General features: G+C 72.0%; 14 protein-coding genes and 1 pseudogene. 2 read left to right on the top strand and 13 right to left on the bottom strand.

Annotated elements, in window-relative coordinates:
- Window positions 1-925: 925 nt before the first annotated feature.
- The 13 genes and pseudogenes from ISP_RS46110 to ISP_RS46050 all read right to left on the bottom strand — a co-directional run bounded on the left by ISP_RS46110 (window position 926) and on the right by ISP_RS46050 (window position 12,376).
- Complete coding sequence (locus ISP_RS46110) at window positions 926-1,615, bottom strand: GGDEF domain-containing protein (protein ID WP_235190545.1); 690 nt, start codon at window positions 1,613-1,615, stop codon at window positions 926-928.
- A 105-nt stretch (window positions 1,616-1,720) separates the two neighbouring features.
- The gene (idi, locus tag ISP_RS46105) at window positions 1,721-2,284 is read right to left on the bottom strand and encodes an isopentenyl-diphosphate Delta-isomerase (RefSeq protein ID WP_013230707.1); all 564 of its coding nucleotides are present in this window, start codon (window positions 2,282-2,284) and stop codon (window positions 1,721-1,723) included.
- 87 nt (window positions 2,285-2,371) lie between these two features.
- Complete coding sequence (locus tag ISP_RS46100) at window positions 2,372-3,205, bottom strand: alpha/beta fold hydrolase (protein WP_013230706.1); 834 nt, start codon at window positions 3,203-3,205, stop codon at window positions 2,372-2,374.
- 9 nt (window positions 3,206-3,214) lie between these two features.
- On the bottom strand, window positions 3,215-3,745 hold the full coding sequence (locus ISP_RS46095) for a cysteine hydrolase family protein (protein ID WP_013230705.1): 531 nt from the start codon (window positions 3,743-3,745) through the stop codon (window positions 3,215-3,217).
- Entirely contained in the window at window positions 3,742-5,175 is a 1,434-nt protein-coding gene (locus ISP_RS46090) for a purine-cytosine permease family protein (RefSeq protein WP_013230704.1), read from the bottom strand. Before ISP_RS46090 ends, ISP_RS46095 begins: the two co-directional genes overlap by 4 nt.
- The gene (locus ISP_RS46085; protein WP_013230703.1) at window positions 5,172-6,047 is read right to left on the bottom strand and encodes a PfkB family carbohydrate kinase; all 876 of its coding nucleotides are present in this window, start codon (window positions 6,045-6,047) and stop codon (window positions 5,172-5,174) included. Before ISP_RS46085 ends, ISP_RS46090 begins: the two co-directional genes overlap by 4 nt.
- Complete coding sequence (locus ISP_RS46080) at window positions 6,044-7,039, bottom strand: ADP-ribosylglycohydrolase family protein (protein WP_013230702.1); 996 nt, start codon at window positions 7,037-7,039, stop codon at window positions 6,044-6,046. Before ISP_RS46080 ends, ISP_RS46085 begins: the two co-directional genes overlap by 4 nt.
- Entirely contained in the window at window positions 7,036-7,728 is a 693-nt protein-coding gene (locus ISP_RS46075) for a GntR family transcriptional regulator (RefSeq protein ID WP_014467848.1), read from the bottom strand. Before ISP_RS46075 ends, ISP_RS46080 begins: the two co-directional genes overlap by 4 nt.
- Before the next feature lie 32 nt (window positions 7,729-7,760).
- Window positions 7,761-8,414, bottom strand: a complete 654-nt coding sequence (locus ISP_RS46070; RefSeq protein WP_013230700.1) for a VC0807 family protein — start codon at window positions 8,412-8,414, stop codon at window positions 7,761-7,763.
- Window positions 8,415-8,629: 215 nt separating this feature from the next.
- Window positions 8,630-9,331 (bottom strand): RICIN domain-containing protein, encoded by a 702-nt coding sequence (locus ISP_RS46065; protein ID WP_230468993.1) that lies wholly within the window; start codon window positions 9,329-9,331, stop codon window positions 8,630-8,632.
- Window positions 9,323-10,153, bottom strand: a pseudogene (locus tag ISP_RS46060) (glycoside hydrolase family 27 protein); the annotation flags it as partial. The gene ISP_RS46065 and the pseudogene ISP_RS46060, both read right to left, overlap by 9 nt.
- A gap of 494 nt (window positions 10,154-10,647) precedes the next feature.
- On the bottom strand, window positions 10,648-11,787 hold the full coding sequence (gene dusB, locus ISP_RS46055) for a tRNA dihydrouridine synthase DusB (RefSeq protein WP_013230697.1): 1,140 nt from the start codon (window positions 11,785-11,787) through the stop codon (window positions 10,648-10,650).
- A 49-nt stretch (window positions 11,788-11,836) separates the two neighbouring features.
- Window positions 11,837-12,376: a hypothetical protein gene (locus ISP_RS46050; protein ID WP_013230696.1), complete on the bottom strand. Its 540-nt coding sequence runs from the start codon at window positions 12,374-12,376 to the stop codon at window positions 11,837-11,839.
- Window positions 12,377-12,433: 57 nt separating this feature from the next.
- Between ISP_RS46050 and ISP_RS46045 the strand changes: the two genes are divergently transcribed.
- Both ISP_RS46045 and ISP_RS46040 read left to right on the top strand, forming a co-directional pair.
- Complete coding sequence (locus ISP_RS46045) at window positions 12,434-13,399, top strand: Gfo/Idh/MocA family protein (protein WP_013230695.1); 966 nt, start codon at window positions 12,434-12,436, stop codon at window positions 13,397-13,399.
- A 45-nt stretch (window positions 13,400-13,444) separates the two neighbouring features.
- Window positions 13,445-14,881: DUF2339 domain-containing protein (locus ISP_RS46040; RefSeq protein ID WP_265049889.1), on the top strand; the 1,437-nt coding region annotated here is incomplete at its 3' end.

Raw genomic sequence — 14,881 nt, 5'->3', positions numbered from 1 at the left:
GGCCCCTCGGCGGCCCCGCGCTGGGGTGCCGGGCTGTCGGGCGTCGGGCGCCGGGATGCGGGGCTGGCTGGGCCGGGGCGCTGCGGGGCGGGTGCGTCGGCCGGACCCGCGCTGCGGCGGCCTGCGGGACCGTCGCCGGTCGCGCGCTGGGGTGCGGCTCCTTCGGCGGCTCGGCGGGGTGCCGGGCTGTCCGGAGTCGGTCGCTGGGGGGCGCGGCGCGGCGGGGCGCTGTCGGCCGGGGGCGCCTCGGCCGCCGGGCGGCGGGGGCGCCGGGGCGGCTGCTGCGCGGCCGACGTCTGCTGCTGGCCCGGGTTCGCCGCCGGCGGGCGCCTCTGGAGCGGGGCCTCCGGCAGCGGGGCCGCGGCCGTCGTGCGGCGGGGCTGGCGGGGTCGCGGTGCGCGCGGTTGGCGAGTGGCATCCGTGGGTACTGGGTCTTCAGCGGGCCCCTGCGCCGGCCTCGCGGCACGCGGCTGCGAAGACCGCGCCGGAGCCGCTGGTTCGGCGCCGTGGCCCCGGCGTCCGGGCTGGTCGGAGCGGTCCTGCTGCTCGCGGGGCGGCAACGGGCGGGCGCCGGTGGTCCGGGCGACGACGTCCGAGACGCTGATCCCGCCCTGGTCCTCCATCGACCGGCGCCGTCCGGGCCGGGGCCGCGCGGCACCGTCGAGGCGGCGACCGGTTCCCGGGCTGTCGAGCTCGTCCGGCACTCGGTCTCCTTTCGCGCGTTCGCAGAGGGTGGCTCCGACTTGGCCGTCTTCCCCCGCAGGAGGTGATCGTTCCCCCGGAGGTTTTCGTTATCGTACGGATACCCCCCGTTCGTGACGACACCCTCCCGGAATTTTCTTCACCTTGAGTCGACGAACGGCCGGTCAGCGTCGACAAACGGGTGATAGACCTTGTCGGCGGACGGAGTAATGCACCCTTTGCGTTACTCAGAGTGGGTTATTAACTGTGTCGTTTGCGCGTCGCGATAGACGACTTTGTTGCGCCCTGCGCGTTTCGCCGCATAAAGCAGCACGTCCGCGCGGCGCAGCTGGCGCTCCGGCGACGCCGGCGTCCCCGGCTCGTGCGCCAGGCCGGCGCTGATGGTCACCCGGAGTCCCGGCTGGAGTTCTGACCAGGGGTGACGGGCGACGCGCACCCGGGCGTCGTCGACCACGCGGACGGCCCGCCGGGCGTCGACCCCGGGCAGCCACAGGACGAACTCTTCGCCGCCGTACCGGGCGCAGAAGCCGTCCGGCGGGAGGTTCTCCTGGAGGAGGTCGGCGACCCGGCGCAGGACGCGGTCGCCGACGAGGTGACCGTACGTGTCGTTGATGCTCTTGAAGCGGTCGAGGTCGATCAGCGCGAGCGCCAGCGGCGGACGGCCGGTGAACGGTCCGTACAGCCGCTCGTCGAGGTAGCGGCGGTTGTAACTCGACGTCAGCGGGTCGCGGAGGCTGCCGTCGCGGGCGATGTCCAGTGCGGACCGCAGGTGCTGGTAGGCGCGCCGCCAGTCGCCTTGGGTGGCGAAGAGGCCGGCGATGGCCTCGTGCAGGCGGAGCAGGTCCGGCGGCTGCGGGCCGGCCGCCCGGCCCGGCGTGCCTTCGCCCTCGGCGACCATCCCCACCTCCACCATCCCTTGGTTGTCGTCGTGGGGACGGCCGCGCTTGAGGTACCGGTGCGGAAGAAGATGAATTTCGCTCAAACGGTAGTGCGATGGTGACTCTCCGAAGTGTTCAGTTCAGAGTCCGGAGAACGGCTCGATGCCCTTGAGCTGCGAGAACTGGTCCTTCGCCCAGTAACTCACATTAGCCGTAACGTCGTCCAATAACTCCATGTAGTCGGCCCAGGCGACCCAGCGCCAGTCGCCGACCTCCTCGGGGTTCGGCGCCGGCTCGGCGTCGGCCCAGGCGGCGAACACCGGGCAGAACTCGTTCTCGACGATCCCTTGGAACGGCGGCGTCCGGTAGCGGTAGTTCGGCAGCACGCAGTGCAGCCCGGACAGCGACGGCAGCCCGAGCTCGTAGCCGGCGCGGCGCCGGACGGCGTCCTCGATGGCTTCGCCGGGCGCGGGGTGGCCGCAGACGCTGTTGGTCCAGACCCCGGGCCAGACCTTCTTGTGGAGGGCGCGCTGGGTGATCAGCAGGGCGTTGTCGCTGCGCCGCAGGACGTAGCACGAGAAGGCCAGGTGTAACCGGGTGTGTTCGTGGTGGCTGGCCAGCTTCGGGCCGGTCTCGCCGGTGGGCACGCCGTCCTCGGTGACGAAGACGACCTGCTCGGTCTCGGGTTCGGTCGCGGTATCCACGCGCCCCAGTGAACACGACGGGCCGCGCCGCGCCGTACCGCGAGGCGGGTGGGTTACCCGTGATCCGCCCGGCGGGGTGACGCGCCGTCACCGCGCGTTGAGGTGCTCCACGAGCAGCGTGGTGACGGCTTCCGGCGCCTCTTCGGGCACCCAGTGCGTGACGTCTTCGAGCATTTCGAAGCGGTACGGCCCGGTGACCCAGCCGGCGGTGTCGAACGCGGCGGTGGAGCCGAAGGAGACGTCCTCGGTGCTCCAGATGTACAGCGTCGGCACGGCGATCTTGCCGATCTTCCCGCCGGGCCGCCCGGCCCGGTACCAGTTGAGCGCGGCGGTGAGCGCGCCCGGCTCGGACAGCCGCTGCACGTATTCGTCGACCTTCGACGGCGCCACGCGCCGCTCGAACATCTCCCGCAGCGCGTGGGCGTCGTTCTCCAGCATCCGCCGTTCGGTGACGCGGGTCTGCCGCCACTCGGTCATGTACCGGGTGCGCAGGTGCTGGTCCTCGTCGGTCTTCATGGCGTTGGCGAGCGCGGCGGGGTGCGGCGTGGAGACGACGGTGAGGCTGCGCAGCCGGTCGGGGTGCGCGTCGGCGGTCCACCAGGCGACGGCGCCACCCCAGTCGTGCCCGACGAGGTCGAACTGCGGCCACCCCAGCGCTTCGGCGATGGAGACGACGTCCCCGACGAGGTGATCGATCGAGTAGTCCCCGGCCGGCTCCGGCCGCACCCCGGGCGAGTAACCCCGCTGATCCGGCGCGACGGCCCGGAACCCGAGCACCCCGAGGGTGGCGACCTGGTGCTCCCACTCGACCGCGGCTTCGGGGAAGCCGTGCAGCAACAGCACGGGCCGCCCGTCCTCGGGCCCGGCGGCGATGGCGTCGAAGGAACCGGCCTCGGTGGGGATGCTGATGTGGTCGATCACAGCCCGAATCTACTTCGCGAGCACCTCCTCGGTCGTGGCGACCTGTACCAGCGGCGCGTACAGCCGCATGATGTCCAGCGCCTTCGTGTGGCTCTCGTCGTCCGCGCCCGCGCAAGCGTCGGAGACCACCGTGACCGCGACGCCCGCGTCCGCGGCCGCCAGTGCTGTTGACAGCACGCAGCAGTCCGTTGAGACGCCCGCGAGCACCAGGCCCGCGCCGCCCACGCGGGTGGCCAACCGTGGGTTCCACTTGCCGAAGGTTGTTCCGTCCACTGTGGATTCCGGCTCGAACGCGTCGACCACCTGGTACAGGGGTGCGTCCGGTGGCTGCAAGGCGAACGGCCACTGCTCGTAATACCGGCGCCACGCTCCTTCCGGAGGCGAAGGGGCGATGAACCGCGTGAACACCACGTCGTTGCCGAAGGCCGTCACCAGCCGGTGGATTGGCGGGAGCACCTCGGCGAAGCGTGGGGTGAACCACGGGCTCGCCGGGTCGGCGAACACGTTCTGCAGGTCGATGACCGCGAGGATCCTCTTCACACTGTCTCCTGTTCGCGGACCCGCTGCCGCGTCAGCAACGTCGCCAGGAAGCCCAGGGCCAGCGCCAGCAGCACGCCGAGGTTCGCGGAGGCCCACGCGCCTTCGCGACCGCCCAGCCCGAACGGTTCCAGCAGGTATCCCTGCCACTTCAGCCACTCCGCGGACGTGTTCGTCACCAGGCCCCAGCCGAGCGCTGTCGACACCAGCACCAGGGCGATCGGGCCGACGCGGACGTCGCCGTAGCGGCCGGCCGGGTCGAACAGCTCGCGCTCGACGTAGTCGCCTCGCCGCAGCAGGACGTCCGCGAGCATCACGCCGCACCAGGCCGCCACCGGGACGCCCAGCGTCACCAGGAAGCCCTGGAACTGGCCGAGGAACTCGCCGCCGAAGAAGACGATGTAGATCGTGCCGAGGATCATGATCGCGCCGTCGACCAGCGCCGCCGCCGGGCGGGGGATGCGCAGGCCCGCCGAGAGCAGGGCCAGCCCCGACGAATAGATGTCCAGCACCGCGCCGCCGACCAGGCCGAGCACCGCGACGATCGCGAACGGCACCAGGAACCACAGCGGCAGCAACGTCGTGAGCGCGCCGATCGGGTCCGCCGAGATCGCCTTGCTCAGGTCCGGCGACGAGCCGGCCAGCAGCAGCCCGAACACCAGCAGCACCACCGGCGCCACCGACGCGCCGAACGTCGTCCAGCCGACCACGCCCCGGCTCGACGACGACCGCGGCAGGTAGCGCGAGTAGTCCGCGGCCGCGTTGACCCAGCCGAGCCCGAAGCCGGTCATCAGGAACACCAGCGCCCCGACCCACTGCTGCGCCGAGCCGGACGGCAGCGCGCTGACGGTTTCCCAGTGCACATCGCCGGCCACGAGGACCACGTAGACGACGGTGAGCACCCCGGTGATCCAGGTGATCCACGTCTGCAGCCGCATGATCGCGTCGAAGCCGAGCACGCCGGCGGCGACGGTCAGCGCCGCCACCACGACGAGCGCGACCACCTTCGTCGGTGTCCCGCCGCCCCAGCCGAGACGCTCGAACACCGTCGCCGTGGCCAGTGTCGCCAGCGCGGCGAGCACGGTTTCCCAGCCGACCGTCAGCAGCCACGAGATCGCCGACGGCAGCCGGTTGCCGCGCACGCCGAACGCCGCCCGCGAGAGCAGCATCGTCGGCGCCGACCCGCGTTTGCCCGCGATGGCGATGAACCCGCACAGCAGGAACGAGAACAGGATGCCGACGACGCCGGCGACGAGCGCCTGCCCGAACGAGATGCCGAAGCCGAGGGTGAACGAGCCGTAGCTCAGCCCCAGCACCGACACGTTCGCGCCGAACCACGGCCAGAACAGCTGCCGCGGCCGTCCGCGCCGCTCGGCGTCGCCGATCACGTCGAGGCCGTTCGTCTCCACCTCGAGCCTGCGGGAACCGGTCATCGCGTGGCCTCCACCAGCTGGTCGATCTCCTGCCGGCCCGGCGCGGTCGCCGGGCCGCGCCGGGTCACCGAAAGCGCGGCCGCCGCGTTGGCGCGCACGGCGGCGTCGAGGACGGTACTGCCGCGCAACAGCTCCGCGGCCAGCACGCCGCAGTGCGTGTCACCGGCGCCGGTGGTGTCCACCGCGTCGACCGGGAACCCGGGGACGTCGGTGATCCGCCCGTTTTCGTGGACGCGGCAGCCTTTCGCGCCCTCGCGGATGACGGCGACGGGCGGCAGCTCGCCCAGCACCTCGGCTTCGCGGGCGGTGCAGCTCAGTATGTCTATTGTGGACAGCAGGTCACGGATGTCTCCAGGGTCGATGTCGGCGATGAGCGGGCCGGGGTCGAACAGGATCTTCGAGCCGGGCAGCCGGGGCAGCCACTCGACGAGGGCCGCGCGATTGATCTCGTGCAACCAACTGTATCCGCTCACGTACACGACGTCGTCATTCTTTGGGGTGACCCGGTCGAGCAACTCGGCGCGCAGCCGTCCTTCGGCGCCGGTGCCGGTCGCGAAGGTGCGCTCACCGGTCGCGTCCACCAGCACGACGACGACCCCGGTGTCCACTTCGGACGTTGGTTCGTGCGCCAGCTCCACGCCTTCGGCCGAGAGGGCGGCCCGCGCGAGATCGCCGAAGCCGCCGGTTCCGTGGCTGCCGGCGTAAAGCACGCGCGCGCCGGAGCGCGCGGCGGCGGCCATGACGTTGAAACCCCCACCAGGCACCAGGTTCGTCGACGACGCCAGGACGTCGCCGCCCGGCGGAGGCAGGGCCGGCACCGCCATGACGAGGTCGATGACGACCTGCCCGGTGTGCACCAGCCGCCCGGTCATCGGCGGCGCAGCTTCAGGAGTTCGTCGACCAGCGGCCCGAACTCGAGCCGGTTGACCGCGAGCACGGTCTCGACGACGTCGGGGCGGAAGGCGCCGACACCATGCGTGGCACCGAGCATCGCCCCGCAGATCGCGGCGACCGTGTCGGTGTCGCCACCGAGCCCGGCGGCCAGGCGCAGCGCCGCCGGCGGGTCGTCGCCCATGGCCTCGGCCAGCGCGAACGCGGCCACCACGGACTCCTGCGACGCGACGGACGTGCCGATCACCCGCGCGACCGCGTCGGCGACGGCGGCCGGGGCCATGCCCCGCACCCAGTCGCGCGCCCAGCGGATCCGGGCGGCGATTTCCCCGCCGGGTGCCCAGTGCCCGCGTTCCCCGCCGACGACGGCGGCGCGCTCGCCCGCGTCGAGCGCTTCGGGCAGGCTCGCGCCGTCGACCCCGGCGGAGACGGCGGCCGCGACCGCGGCGGCCGACGCGATGCCCAGGCTGGTGTTGTGCGTGACCCGCGCGGTCGCGACGACGGCGTCGACCAGCCGGTGCAGGTCGTCCGACGGCGTCGCGATGCCGACCGGCGTGACCCGCATGGCGGCGCCGTTGGTCGTCCCGGTGCGGCCGGCCTCTTCGGCCGGGACGCCGTCCTGGAGCCGCGAGAGCGCCCGTTTGGTGGACGGCCCCAGCAGGTCCGCGGAACCGCGGCGGACCATGTCGGCCTCCCAGATCAGCAGGGCGTCGGCGAAGACGTGCGGCTCGACGGTGCCGCGGCCGTCGATGAGCAACCGGGCCAGCAGGACGGCCTGCTCGGTGTCGTCGGTGACCGAGCCGGCGGGCATGGACGGCGCGACCGGCTGCTCGGCGACGGCGGAGAGCAGGCCGGTGACCGGCCCGTAGGTGGCGGCGATGGCGGCGCGGGACATCGACTGCGTCGGCATGCCGAGTGCGTCGCCGACGGCCAGCCCGGTGAACGCGCCGAGCGCGTGGTCCCGGGCGGTCACCGGTGCCCGAACGTGAGGTGGAACTGGAACCGGTCCGGGTCCAGCAGGCTGACGACGCGCTCGACGAGCCGGCCTTCGATGTCGACCGAGGTGCGTTCGGCGCGGAGGAAGAGCTCGCCGATCGAGCGGCCGAGCAGTTCGGCGGCGCAGGCGTCCAGGCGTTCGGTGCTGATCCACTGGTCGCCGCCGACGGAGATCCGCCCGGCGGCTTCGAGGGTCTTGGTCAGGGAGCCGTCCTGCAGGCCCGTCGCGGGGAGGCCGGCGAGCGGCCCGACGGCGGGCACGGTGGCGGTTTCGAGCGAGATCCCGCGCTCGTGCTCCCGCCGCAGCCGCCGCACGGCGACGTAGGCCCGCTCGCCGAATTCTTCTTCCAGGGCCACGTCTTCGACGGCTTCGATGCCGAGCAGTTCGGTGACGACCGGGGCACCGGCGTCGGCGAGGGCGCGGGCCCAGCCGATCCGCTGGTCGAGCTGGACGCCGTCGAAGGTGACGAACGACCCGACGCCGGCCTGGGTGGAGATGAGCTCGAGCTGCTGGAGCTCGGACAGCGCGCTGCGGACGGTGCCGCGGCTGACCTGGTACTGCACGGCGAGCTGGTTCTCGCCGGGGAGGCGTTCGCCGTGGGCGAGCCGCCCGGAGCGGATCAGGTCGGTGAGGTCCCCGACCAGCTGCTGCCGCTTGCTGTACATGTCCACACCTGTACACCGTGCGTTGGTGCAGGTCAAGCGGCCACGAGGACACGTTCCCGCGCGTCGGCGGCGATCATCTTGCCCGCCTGCTCGGCCACCTTGCCGGAGACGACCATGATCACCGCGAAGGCGCCCGCGAAGAGGGTGGTGCTCAGCCAGACCATGGTCGGGACGGGCAGCGTGAACGCGCCGGCGATGCGAGCCGCGCTCTCCAGCACGAAGCCGATACCCCAGATCACGCTGCAGCGCCGCAGGACGGCGTCGAACCGGGCGGTCCCGCTGAGCCGTTCCCACGCGGCTTCCCGGTCGGCGTTGCCGCGGGTGAGGAAGGGACGCATCGTCTTGGTCATGATCGGGGCCGCGGTGAAGGCCGAGACGAGGATGACCAGGCCGGTGATGCCGCTGCCGAGCGAGTCCTTGGCGATCATCATCCGGGCGTCACCGGAGACGAAGGTGAGCAGCATGCCGACGACGTTCGTGACCAGGACGACCAGGGCGAGACCGTTGAGCGTGCGGTCCTTGGCGAACTGGTAGAGCGTCCGGGCCAGCGGGAAGACGCCGGCGGCGGCGAGCGCGGTGAAGCCGCTCGAGCCGAGCGAGTGGAGTGCGTAGTAGACGCCGGTCGGGACGGCGATCTCGATCGCGAGGGTCTTGAGGAGGGCGGTTCCGGGCTGGTTCGTCGTCATGAGAAGAGCTTGTCGCGGCGGAGGGCCCGGGAAGGATGCCGTCCGCCACGACTTCGGGCTGACAGATGTCACGGGCCGCCTCACGTTTCGTGCGGCCGCGACGTCTACTGGGTATGACGATGTTTTTGCGAGGCCCGGTCGCGCAGGCGATCCACCCGGTGTGGATCGCCTGCGCGGTCGTGGTCCTGGGGCTCGTCACCGCGTCGCCGCGTGGCTCACGCCGCGGGCACGGTCCACTGCTGGTTCGCCTGGCCGTTGCAGGTCCACAGGAGCACCTTGGTGCCGTTCGCGGTCCCTTGGCCGCTCGCGTCCAGGCACAGGTTCGACTGCACCCCGGCGATCGTGCCGTTCGCGTTCACGGTCCACTGCTGGTTGGCCTGGCCGTTGCAGTCCCAGATGACCACCGCTGTCCCGTTGGCCGTGCCCTGGCCGGACGCGTCGAGGCACTTGTTCCCGTAGACGGTCAGCTGCCGGCTCGCCGTGCGGGTCCAGGTCTGGCCCGGGCCGCCCTGGCAGTCCCACAGCTGCAGCTGGGTGCCGTTCGCCGAGGTCGCGTTCGGCACGTCGAGGCAGCGGCCGGACGGCTTGCCGGTGATCGCCCCGCCGCCCGTGGGCGTGCCGTCGGTTCCGGTGACCGTGAGCAGGACCGCTTCCCCGGCCGGGACGGAAGTCGCGTAGCTCGAAGCGAACGTGCCGCGATCGGCTCCGGCCCACACGTCACGCACGGTGGCCGAGCTCGTCAGGCCGAGGGAAGACCAGCGGGCGGTGATGGTCGCGGCGGAGCCGGTGCGGTTGAGGAGCACGACGGCCCGGCGACCGGTGCCGGACAACACCTTCTGATAAACCTGCAGCCCCGAAGCGTCCTCGGCGACCTTCGTGCCTTGCCGCCCGAGCGGGTCCTGGTCCACGGCGATCATTTCCGGGTTGGTGAGCGCGGCTTTCGTGGCGGCGGTCATTTCGCCGGGCTTGTTGCCCGCGATCAGCGGGGCGCCCGAAATCGCCCACAGGCTCAGGTGCGTGCGGTTCTGCGCGTCGGAGAAGCCGGGCAGCCCGGCGACGAGCATGTCGGGGTCGTTGTAGTGGCCGGGACTCTGCGCGCTCGCGTGCTGGGCGGCGTCGAAGTTGGCCAGCACGCGCGACATCGAGGGCTTCTCGCCTCAGTAGATGATGTCGCCGCTGGTGCGCCACAGGTTGGCGATGGACGGCGCCCAGTTCCACGGCTGCTGGCCGCCCCATTCGCAGACGGAGAACACCATCGGCCGTCCCGTCTGGGCGGTGGCGCGCGCGATGGAGTCGCTGATCGCGGTGTAGGAGTTGCGGGCGTTGAGCCCTTCGGCCGAGCCGCCGCACCAGTCGACCTTCACGTAGTCGAAGCCCCAGCGGGAGAACTGGAGGAAGTCCTGGTCGTAGTGGCCTTCGGCGCCGGTGCCGGGGTAGGCGGGATGGCCGGTCGGGTAGTAGTAGCCACAGCCGTTGCGGCCGGCGTCGGTGTAGATGCCCGCTTTCAGCCCTTTGCTGTGGATGTAGTCGGCGATGGCGGACATCCCGCCGGGCCACTTCGCGGTGTCGACGGTGATGTTGCCTCCCCCGTCACGGGAGCCCGTCCACCAGCCGTCGTCGATGTTGACGTACTCGTAGCCCGCGTCCTTCATGCCGGAGGTCACGAGCGCGTCCGCCTGCCGCTCGATGACGGTGTGGTCGATCGTCCCGGCGAAGGAGTTCCAGGAGTTCCACCCCATCGGGGGCTTGGTGATCGGGGCCGCCGCCGCGGCACTCGACGGAGGCGCGAAGACCACCAAAGCGGACAGCAGGCCCGCGATCGCCGCGAGCACTTTCGAGAATGTCCACAAGGGACGAAAGGAGCGAAGCGGCGGGGCGGCGAGAGAGGACGCGTGCGACAACGGAACCCCCATCAGCATTGACGGCGAGCCGGGCGGTGGCGGAGTGTGAACGCTAACACAAAGTCGCTTTTTGTTGTGCGGCAAGGTGAAACTTTCATTTCGCGGCCTGCGCGGTGACGGCGCCTTCGATGGACCCGCTGGAGTGAGGGCTCGGCGGCAAACGGGGGGCGTTTTGCCGCCGAGCCGAACCGTCGATGATCGGGCCGGTCGGGGGGCGTGCCGGACCGATCATCTGGGCGTCAGAAAAGAGGGCGAGCGGCGGCGACCATGACGGCCGGGGCCGGACATCACCGGAACGGGTGACGCGCGCCCGCTCGGAGTGCGGTCTCGGCTCAGCCGCCCGAGTGCATGTCCTCGGCTTCGGGGACGCAGTCGTCGTCCGGGTCGTCGAGCCAGCCGTGGGGCAGCGTGACCTTGCCCGGGGAGCCCTGGCGGCCGCGCGGGCCGGTGGCCGCTTCGGGGAAGGGGGCGTCGTGGTCGAGCTGGGCGATCAGGTCGTCGAGCTGGTCCATCGACGAGAGCATCGCGAAGCCGCGGCGCAGCTCGGAGCCGACCGGGAAGCCCATCAGGTACCAGGCCATGTGCTTGCGGATGTCGCGCATGGCCTTGTCGTGGCCGTCGTGCTCGATGAGGAGCTCGGTGTGGCGGCGGAGTACGGCTGCGACTTCGCCCAGGTTGGGCGGCGTCGGGAGGGGGCGTCCGGCGAAGGCGGCTTCGAGCTCGCCGAACAGCCACGGGCGGCCGAGGCAGCCGCGGCCGACGACGACGCCGTCGCAGCCGGTTTCGTCGACCATGCGCAGCGCATCCTCCGCGCTGAAGATGTCGCCGTTGCCGAGCACCGGGATGCTGGTGACGGCTTCCTTGAGCTCGGCGATCTTGGTCCAGTCCGCCTGGCCGGAGTAGCGCTGGGCGGCGGTGCGGGCGTGCAGGCTGACGGCGGCGGCGCCCTCGGCTTCGGCGATGCGGCCGGCGTCGAGGAAGGTGCGGTGGTCGTCGTCGATGCCGATCCGGAACTTCACCGTGAACGGCGTGTCCCCGGCCGCTTTCACGGACTCGCGCACGATGGCTTCGAACAGCTTCCGCTTGAACGGCAGCGCGGCCCCGCCGCCCTTGCGGGTCACCTTGGCGACCGGACAGCCGAAGTTGGAGTCGACGTGGTCGGCCAGCCCCTCGCCGACGATGATCCGGACGGCTTCGGCGATGGTCTTCGGGTCGACGCCGTAGAGCTGCATGGACCGGGGCTTTTCGTCCGCCCCGAAGGTCATCATGTGCATGGTCCCGGGGTGCCGTTCGACGACGGCGCGGGCGGTGATCATCTCGCACACGTAGATGCCGGCGCCGTACTCGGCGCACAGCTGCCGGAAGGCGACGTTGGTGATGCCGGCCATGGGGGCGAGCACGACCGGCGGATCGACCTCGTAGGGGCCGATCTTCAGGGCGGGCTTGCTCAGGGTCGCGGTCACGTCCTCCATTGTCGCTGGTGGTGTTGGTCACACCCAACCAGGGTCGCCGGGCCGGGGCTCACTTGTCCCAGACCGTGACGTCGCCGGTGGCACCTCCGTCGGACGTTTCGGCGACGCCGGTCACGTCGATGCGGAACACGCGCCCCTCCGCCGTGCGGCCGCAGACGTGATTGCCCTTCTCCGTTCCGCTGATGTACGTCTTGCCCTGCTCGTCGACCGCCGAGGCGCAAGCCGCGCGGTCCGGGGTGCCGCTGCTGGTCCACACCGCCAGCTTCGCGGCGTCGTGGTAGCTCTCGAACACACCGCCGCCGCCCCAGACGTACGTGTCGCCCGTGCGCTTCGGCGGTTTCAGGTCGAAGTTGAAGCGGCCGAACTCCAGGTGACCCTGGTAGTACACCGTCGCCGGGGCGGCCGGGGTGTTCGCGGCCGGCGGCTGCGTGGCGCCGGGCGCCGCGGGCGAGCTGCTGCTGCTCGGCTGGGTGCCGCCGTCGCTCTTGAACAGCCCGCCGAAGTTGGCGACGCCGGTCAGCAGTGCGCCGATCGCGCCCATCAGCGCCACGGCTCCCGCGATGCACCCGGCCTTCTTCGCCTCCGCCATCACTCCCCCTCACGACGTGATCGATTGGTCACTCTAGACAGGCATAGGGTTCGGCGTATGACGAACGTGCCCCTCCGCTGGGGAATCATGGGGACCGGCGGGATCGCCGGCGCCTTCGCCCAGGATCTGCAGCTCACCGGCTCCGGCGTGGTCGCCGCGGTCGGGTCTCGCTCGGCCGGGAGCGCCGAACGGTTCGCGGCCGAGCTGAGCATTCCCACCCGGCACAGCAGCTACGAAGCGCTCGCGAACGATCCGGACGTCGACGTCGTCTACGTCGCCACGCCGCACCCCATGCACCACGCCAACACCCGGCTCGCGCTCGAAGCCGGCAAGCCCGTGCTCGTCGAGAAGCCGTTCACGATGAACGCCGGCGAGGCCCGCGACCTCGTCGAGCTCGCGCGGGCCCGGAACCTGTTCCTGATGGAGGCGATGTGGACGCGCTTCCTGCCGCACATCCGGCACGTCCGCGAGCTCCTGCCGAGCCTCGGCGACGTCGTCACCATCGCCGCTGATCACGGGCAGTGGTTCGCCGAAGACCCCGCCTTCCGGCTGTTCGCTCCCGCACTGGGTGGGGGTGCCCTGCTCGACCTCGGGATCTACCCCGTCTCGTTCGCGTCGATGATCCTCGGGGCGCCCGAGCGCGTGGCCGCGATGGCGACGCCGGCCTTCACCGGTGTCGACGCCCAGACGTCGATGCTGTTCGGCTACGCGAGCGGCGCGCAAGCCGTCTTGACCTGCACGTTGAGTGCGGTTTCGCCGACCATCGCGACGATCATCGGCACGGACGCGCGCATCGAGATCGACGGGCCCTTCTACGCTCCCGCCTCCTTCACCCTCATCCCGCGCGACGGCGAGCGAAGCCGCTTCGAATACGTCGATGAGGGCCGTGGCCTGCGGCACCAGGCCGACGAAGTGGCGCTCCGGCTGGCCGCCGGGGAGACCGAGAGCCCGCTGATGCCGCTGGACGAGACCGTCTCGATCATGACGACCATGGACGAGGTGCTGGCCGCGACCAGGACGTGACCCGGGATTGAGTAGTGCTACGGATCCGCAGGTGGACGCGGGTGCATGACCCTGTCCGGTATGACCACCGACGCAGATGTGCTCCTCCGGCTCGCCGGCGAGATCGACGACCTGGGGCGTCGTCTCGCCCTGGTGGGTTCCGAACTGCGGACCGTCCGGGAAGACACTCAGCCCGAGGAGGCCGGACACGCCGAACCCGCGCAGGCCGAACAGCCCCCGCAGCCGGAGCAGGCACCGCAACCGCAGCCGCAGCCTGAGCCGCGACTCCAAGCCCAACCCCAGCCCCAACCGCAGCCCCGGCCGATGCGGCCCGAGTCGGTCCCGTGGCCGCAGTACCAGTGGCAGCCGCCTCCCCAGCAGCAGTACGTCCCGCCGCAGCAGCACTACGCTCCGGCGCCGTCGTCCTACCTGCCCGCTCCGCGGCCGACGCTGGGCGAAAAGCTCGGCCGGGAAGGCGCCGGCAGCCGCGTGCTCGCCTGGGTCGGCGGGGCCGTGACGCTGCTCGGTGTCGTGCTGCTGCTCGTGCTGGCCGTGCAGCGGGGCTGGCTCGGGCCGCTGCCGCGGGTGCTCGTCGGTGCCGGGTTCGGGCTGGCGCTGACCGGCACCGGCGTGTGGCTGCACCGCAAGCCCACCGGCCGCACCGGGGCCTTCGCGCTGGCCGCCACCGGCATCGCGACGCTCTACCTGGACGTCGTCGCCGCGACCACGCTGTACGAGTTCCTGCCGGTGCTCGCCGGGCTCGCGGCCGGGCTGGCGGTGGCCGTCGGCGGGCTGCTCGTGGCCGTGCGCTGGGAGTCGCCGCTGCTGGCTGCCGCCGTCGTCATCGGCTGTGTCGTGTGCTCGCCGATGATCGTGCGCGGGTTCACCCCCGAACTGGTCACGTTCCTGCTGATGGTCCAGCTCGCGACGGCGCCGGTGCAGCTGCGCCGCGACTGGCCGTCGCTGACGCTCTCGGCCGGCATCCCGCCGCTGCTCGCCTCCGTGATCAGCACGGCGTGGCTCGGCGGGGGCGGCAGCTGGGCCAACACCGCCGCGGCCGGCGGCGCCGCGGTCGCGTCCGTCGGGCTCGGGCTGATCGTGCTGCGCCGCCGCGAGAACGACCCCGCGGCGCTTTCCCTGCTGGCCACCGCGGTGGTGCCGACGCTCGTCGCGGCGATGCTGCTGCCGAAGGCGCAGGCGGTGCCGATCACGGCCGGGGCGGGTGTCGTGCTGCTCGCCGTCTGGGCGGCGCGCCGCTGGTGGCCAGGGTTCGCCGGGCAGGTGGCCGGACTGGCCGGGTTGGTCGCGATCCTGCAGGCGACGGTCACCCAGTTCGACGGCCCGGTGCGCGCCGGGGTGCTGCTCGGGGAGGCGTTGCTACTGGTCGTGGGGGGGGGGGGGGGGCGCCCCCCCGGGGGGCGGGCCCCCCCCCCCCCGGGGGGGCGGCGCCGCGGCCCGCCCGGCCGGGGCGGCGGCCGCCACCCCCCCCCCCCGCACCAGGGC

It is taken from the genome of Amycolatopsis mediterranei (genome assembly GCF_026017845.1).
Taxonomy (GTDB): Bacteria; Actinomycetota; Actinomycetes; order Mycobacteriales; family Pseudonocardiaceae; genus Amycolatopsis; species Amycolatopsis mediterranei.
The sequence above is the reverse complement of the archived record's forward strand: the minus strand, read 5'-3'. Positions and strand labels throughout refer to the sequence as shown.

What these genes read in the sequence shown, in the direction of transcription:
- ISP_RS46085 (WP_013230703.1), bottom strand. Translation starts at nt 6,047, where the DNA reads ATGACCGGGCGGCTGGTGCACACCGGGCAGGTCGTCATCGACCTCGTC.
- ISP_RS46075 (WP_014467848.1), bottom strand. Translation starts at nt 7,728, where the DNA reads ATGTACAGCAAGCGGCAGCAGCTGGTCGGGGACCTCACCGACCTGATC.
- ISP_RS46110 (WP_235190545.1), bottom strand. Translation starts at nt 1,615, where the DNA reads ATGGTGGAGGTGGGGATGGTCGCCGAGGGCGAAGGCACGCCGGGCCGG.
- ISP_RS46090 (WP_013230704.1), bottom strand. Translation starts at nt 5,175, where the DNA reads ATGACCGGTTCCCGCAGGCTCGAGGTGGAGACGAACGGCCTCGACGTG.
- dusB (WP_013230697.1), bottom strand. Translation starts at nt 11,787, where the DNA reads ATGGAGGACGTGACCGCGACCCTGAGCAAGCCCGCCCTGAAGATCGGC.
- ISP_RS46045 (WP_013230695.1), top strand. Translation starts at nt 12,434, where the DNA reads ATGACGAACGTGCCCCTCCGCTGGGGAATCATGGGGACCGGCGGGATC.
- ISP_RS46070 (WP_013230700.1), bottom strand. Translation starts at nt 8,414, where the DNA reads ATGACGACGAACCAGCCCGGAACCGCCCTCCTCAAGACCCTCGCGATC.
- ISP_RS46050 (WP_013230696.1), bottom strand. Translation starts at nt 12,376, where the DNA reads ATGGCGGAGGCGAAGAAGGCCGGGTGCATCGCGGGAGCCGTGGCGCTG.
- ISP_RS46065 (WP_230468993.1), bottom strand. Translation starts at nt 9,331, where the DNA reads ATGATCGCCGTGGACCAGGACCCGCTCGGGCGGCAAGGCACGAAGGTC.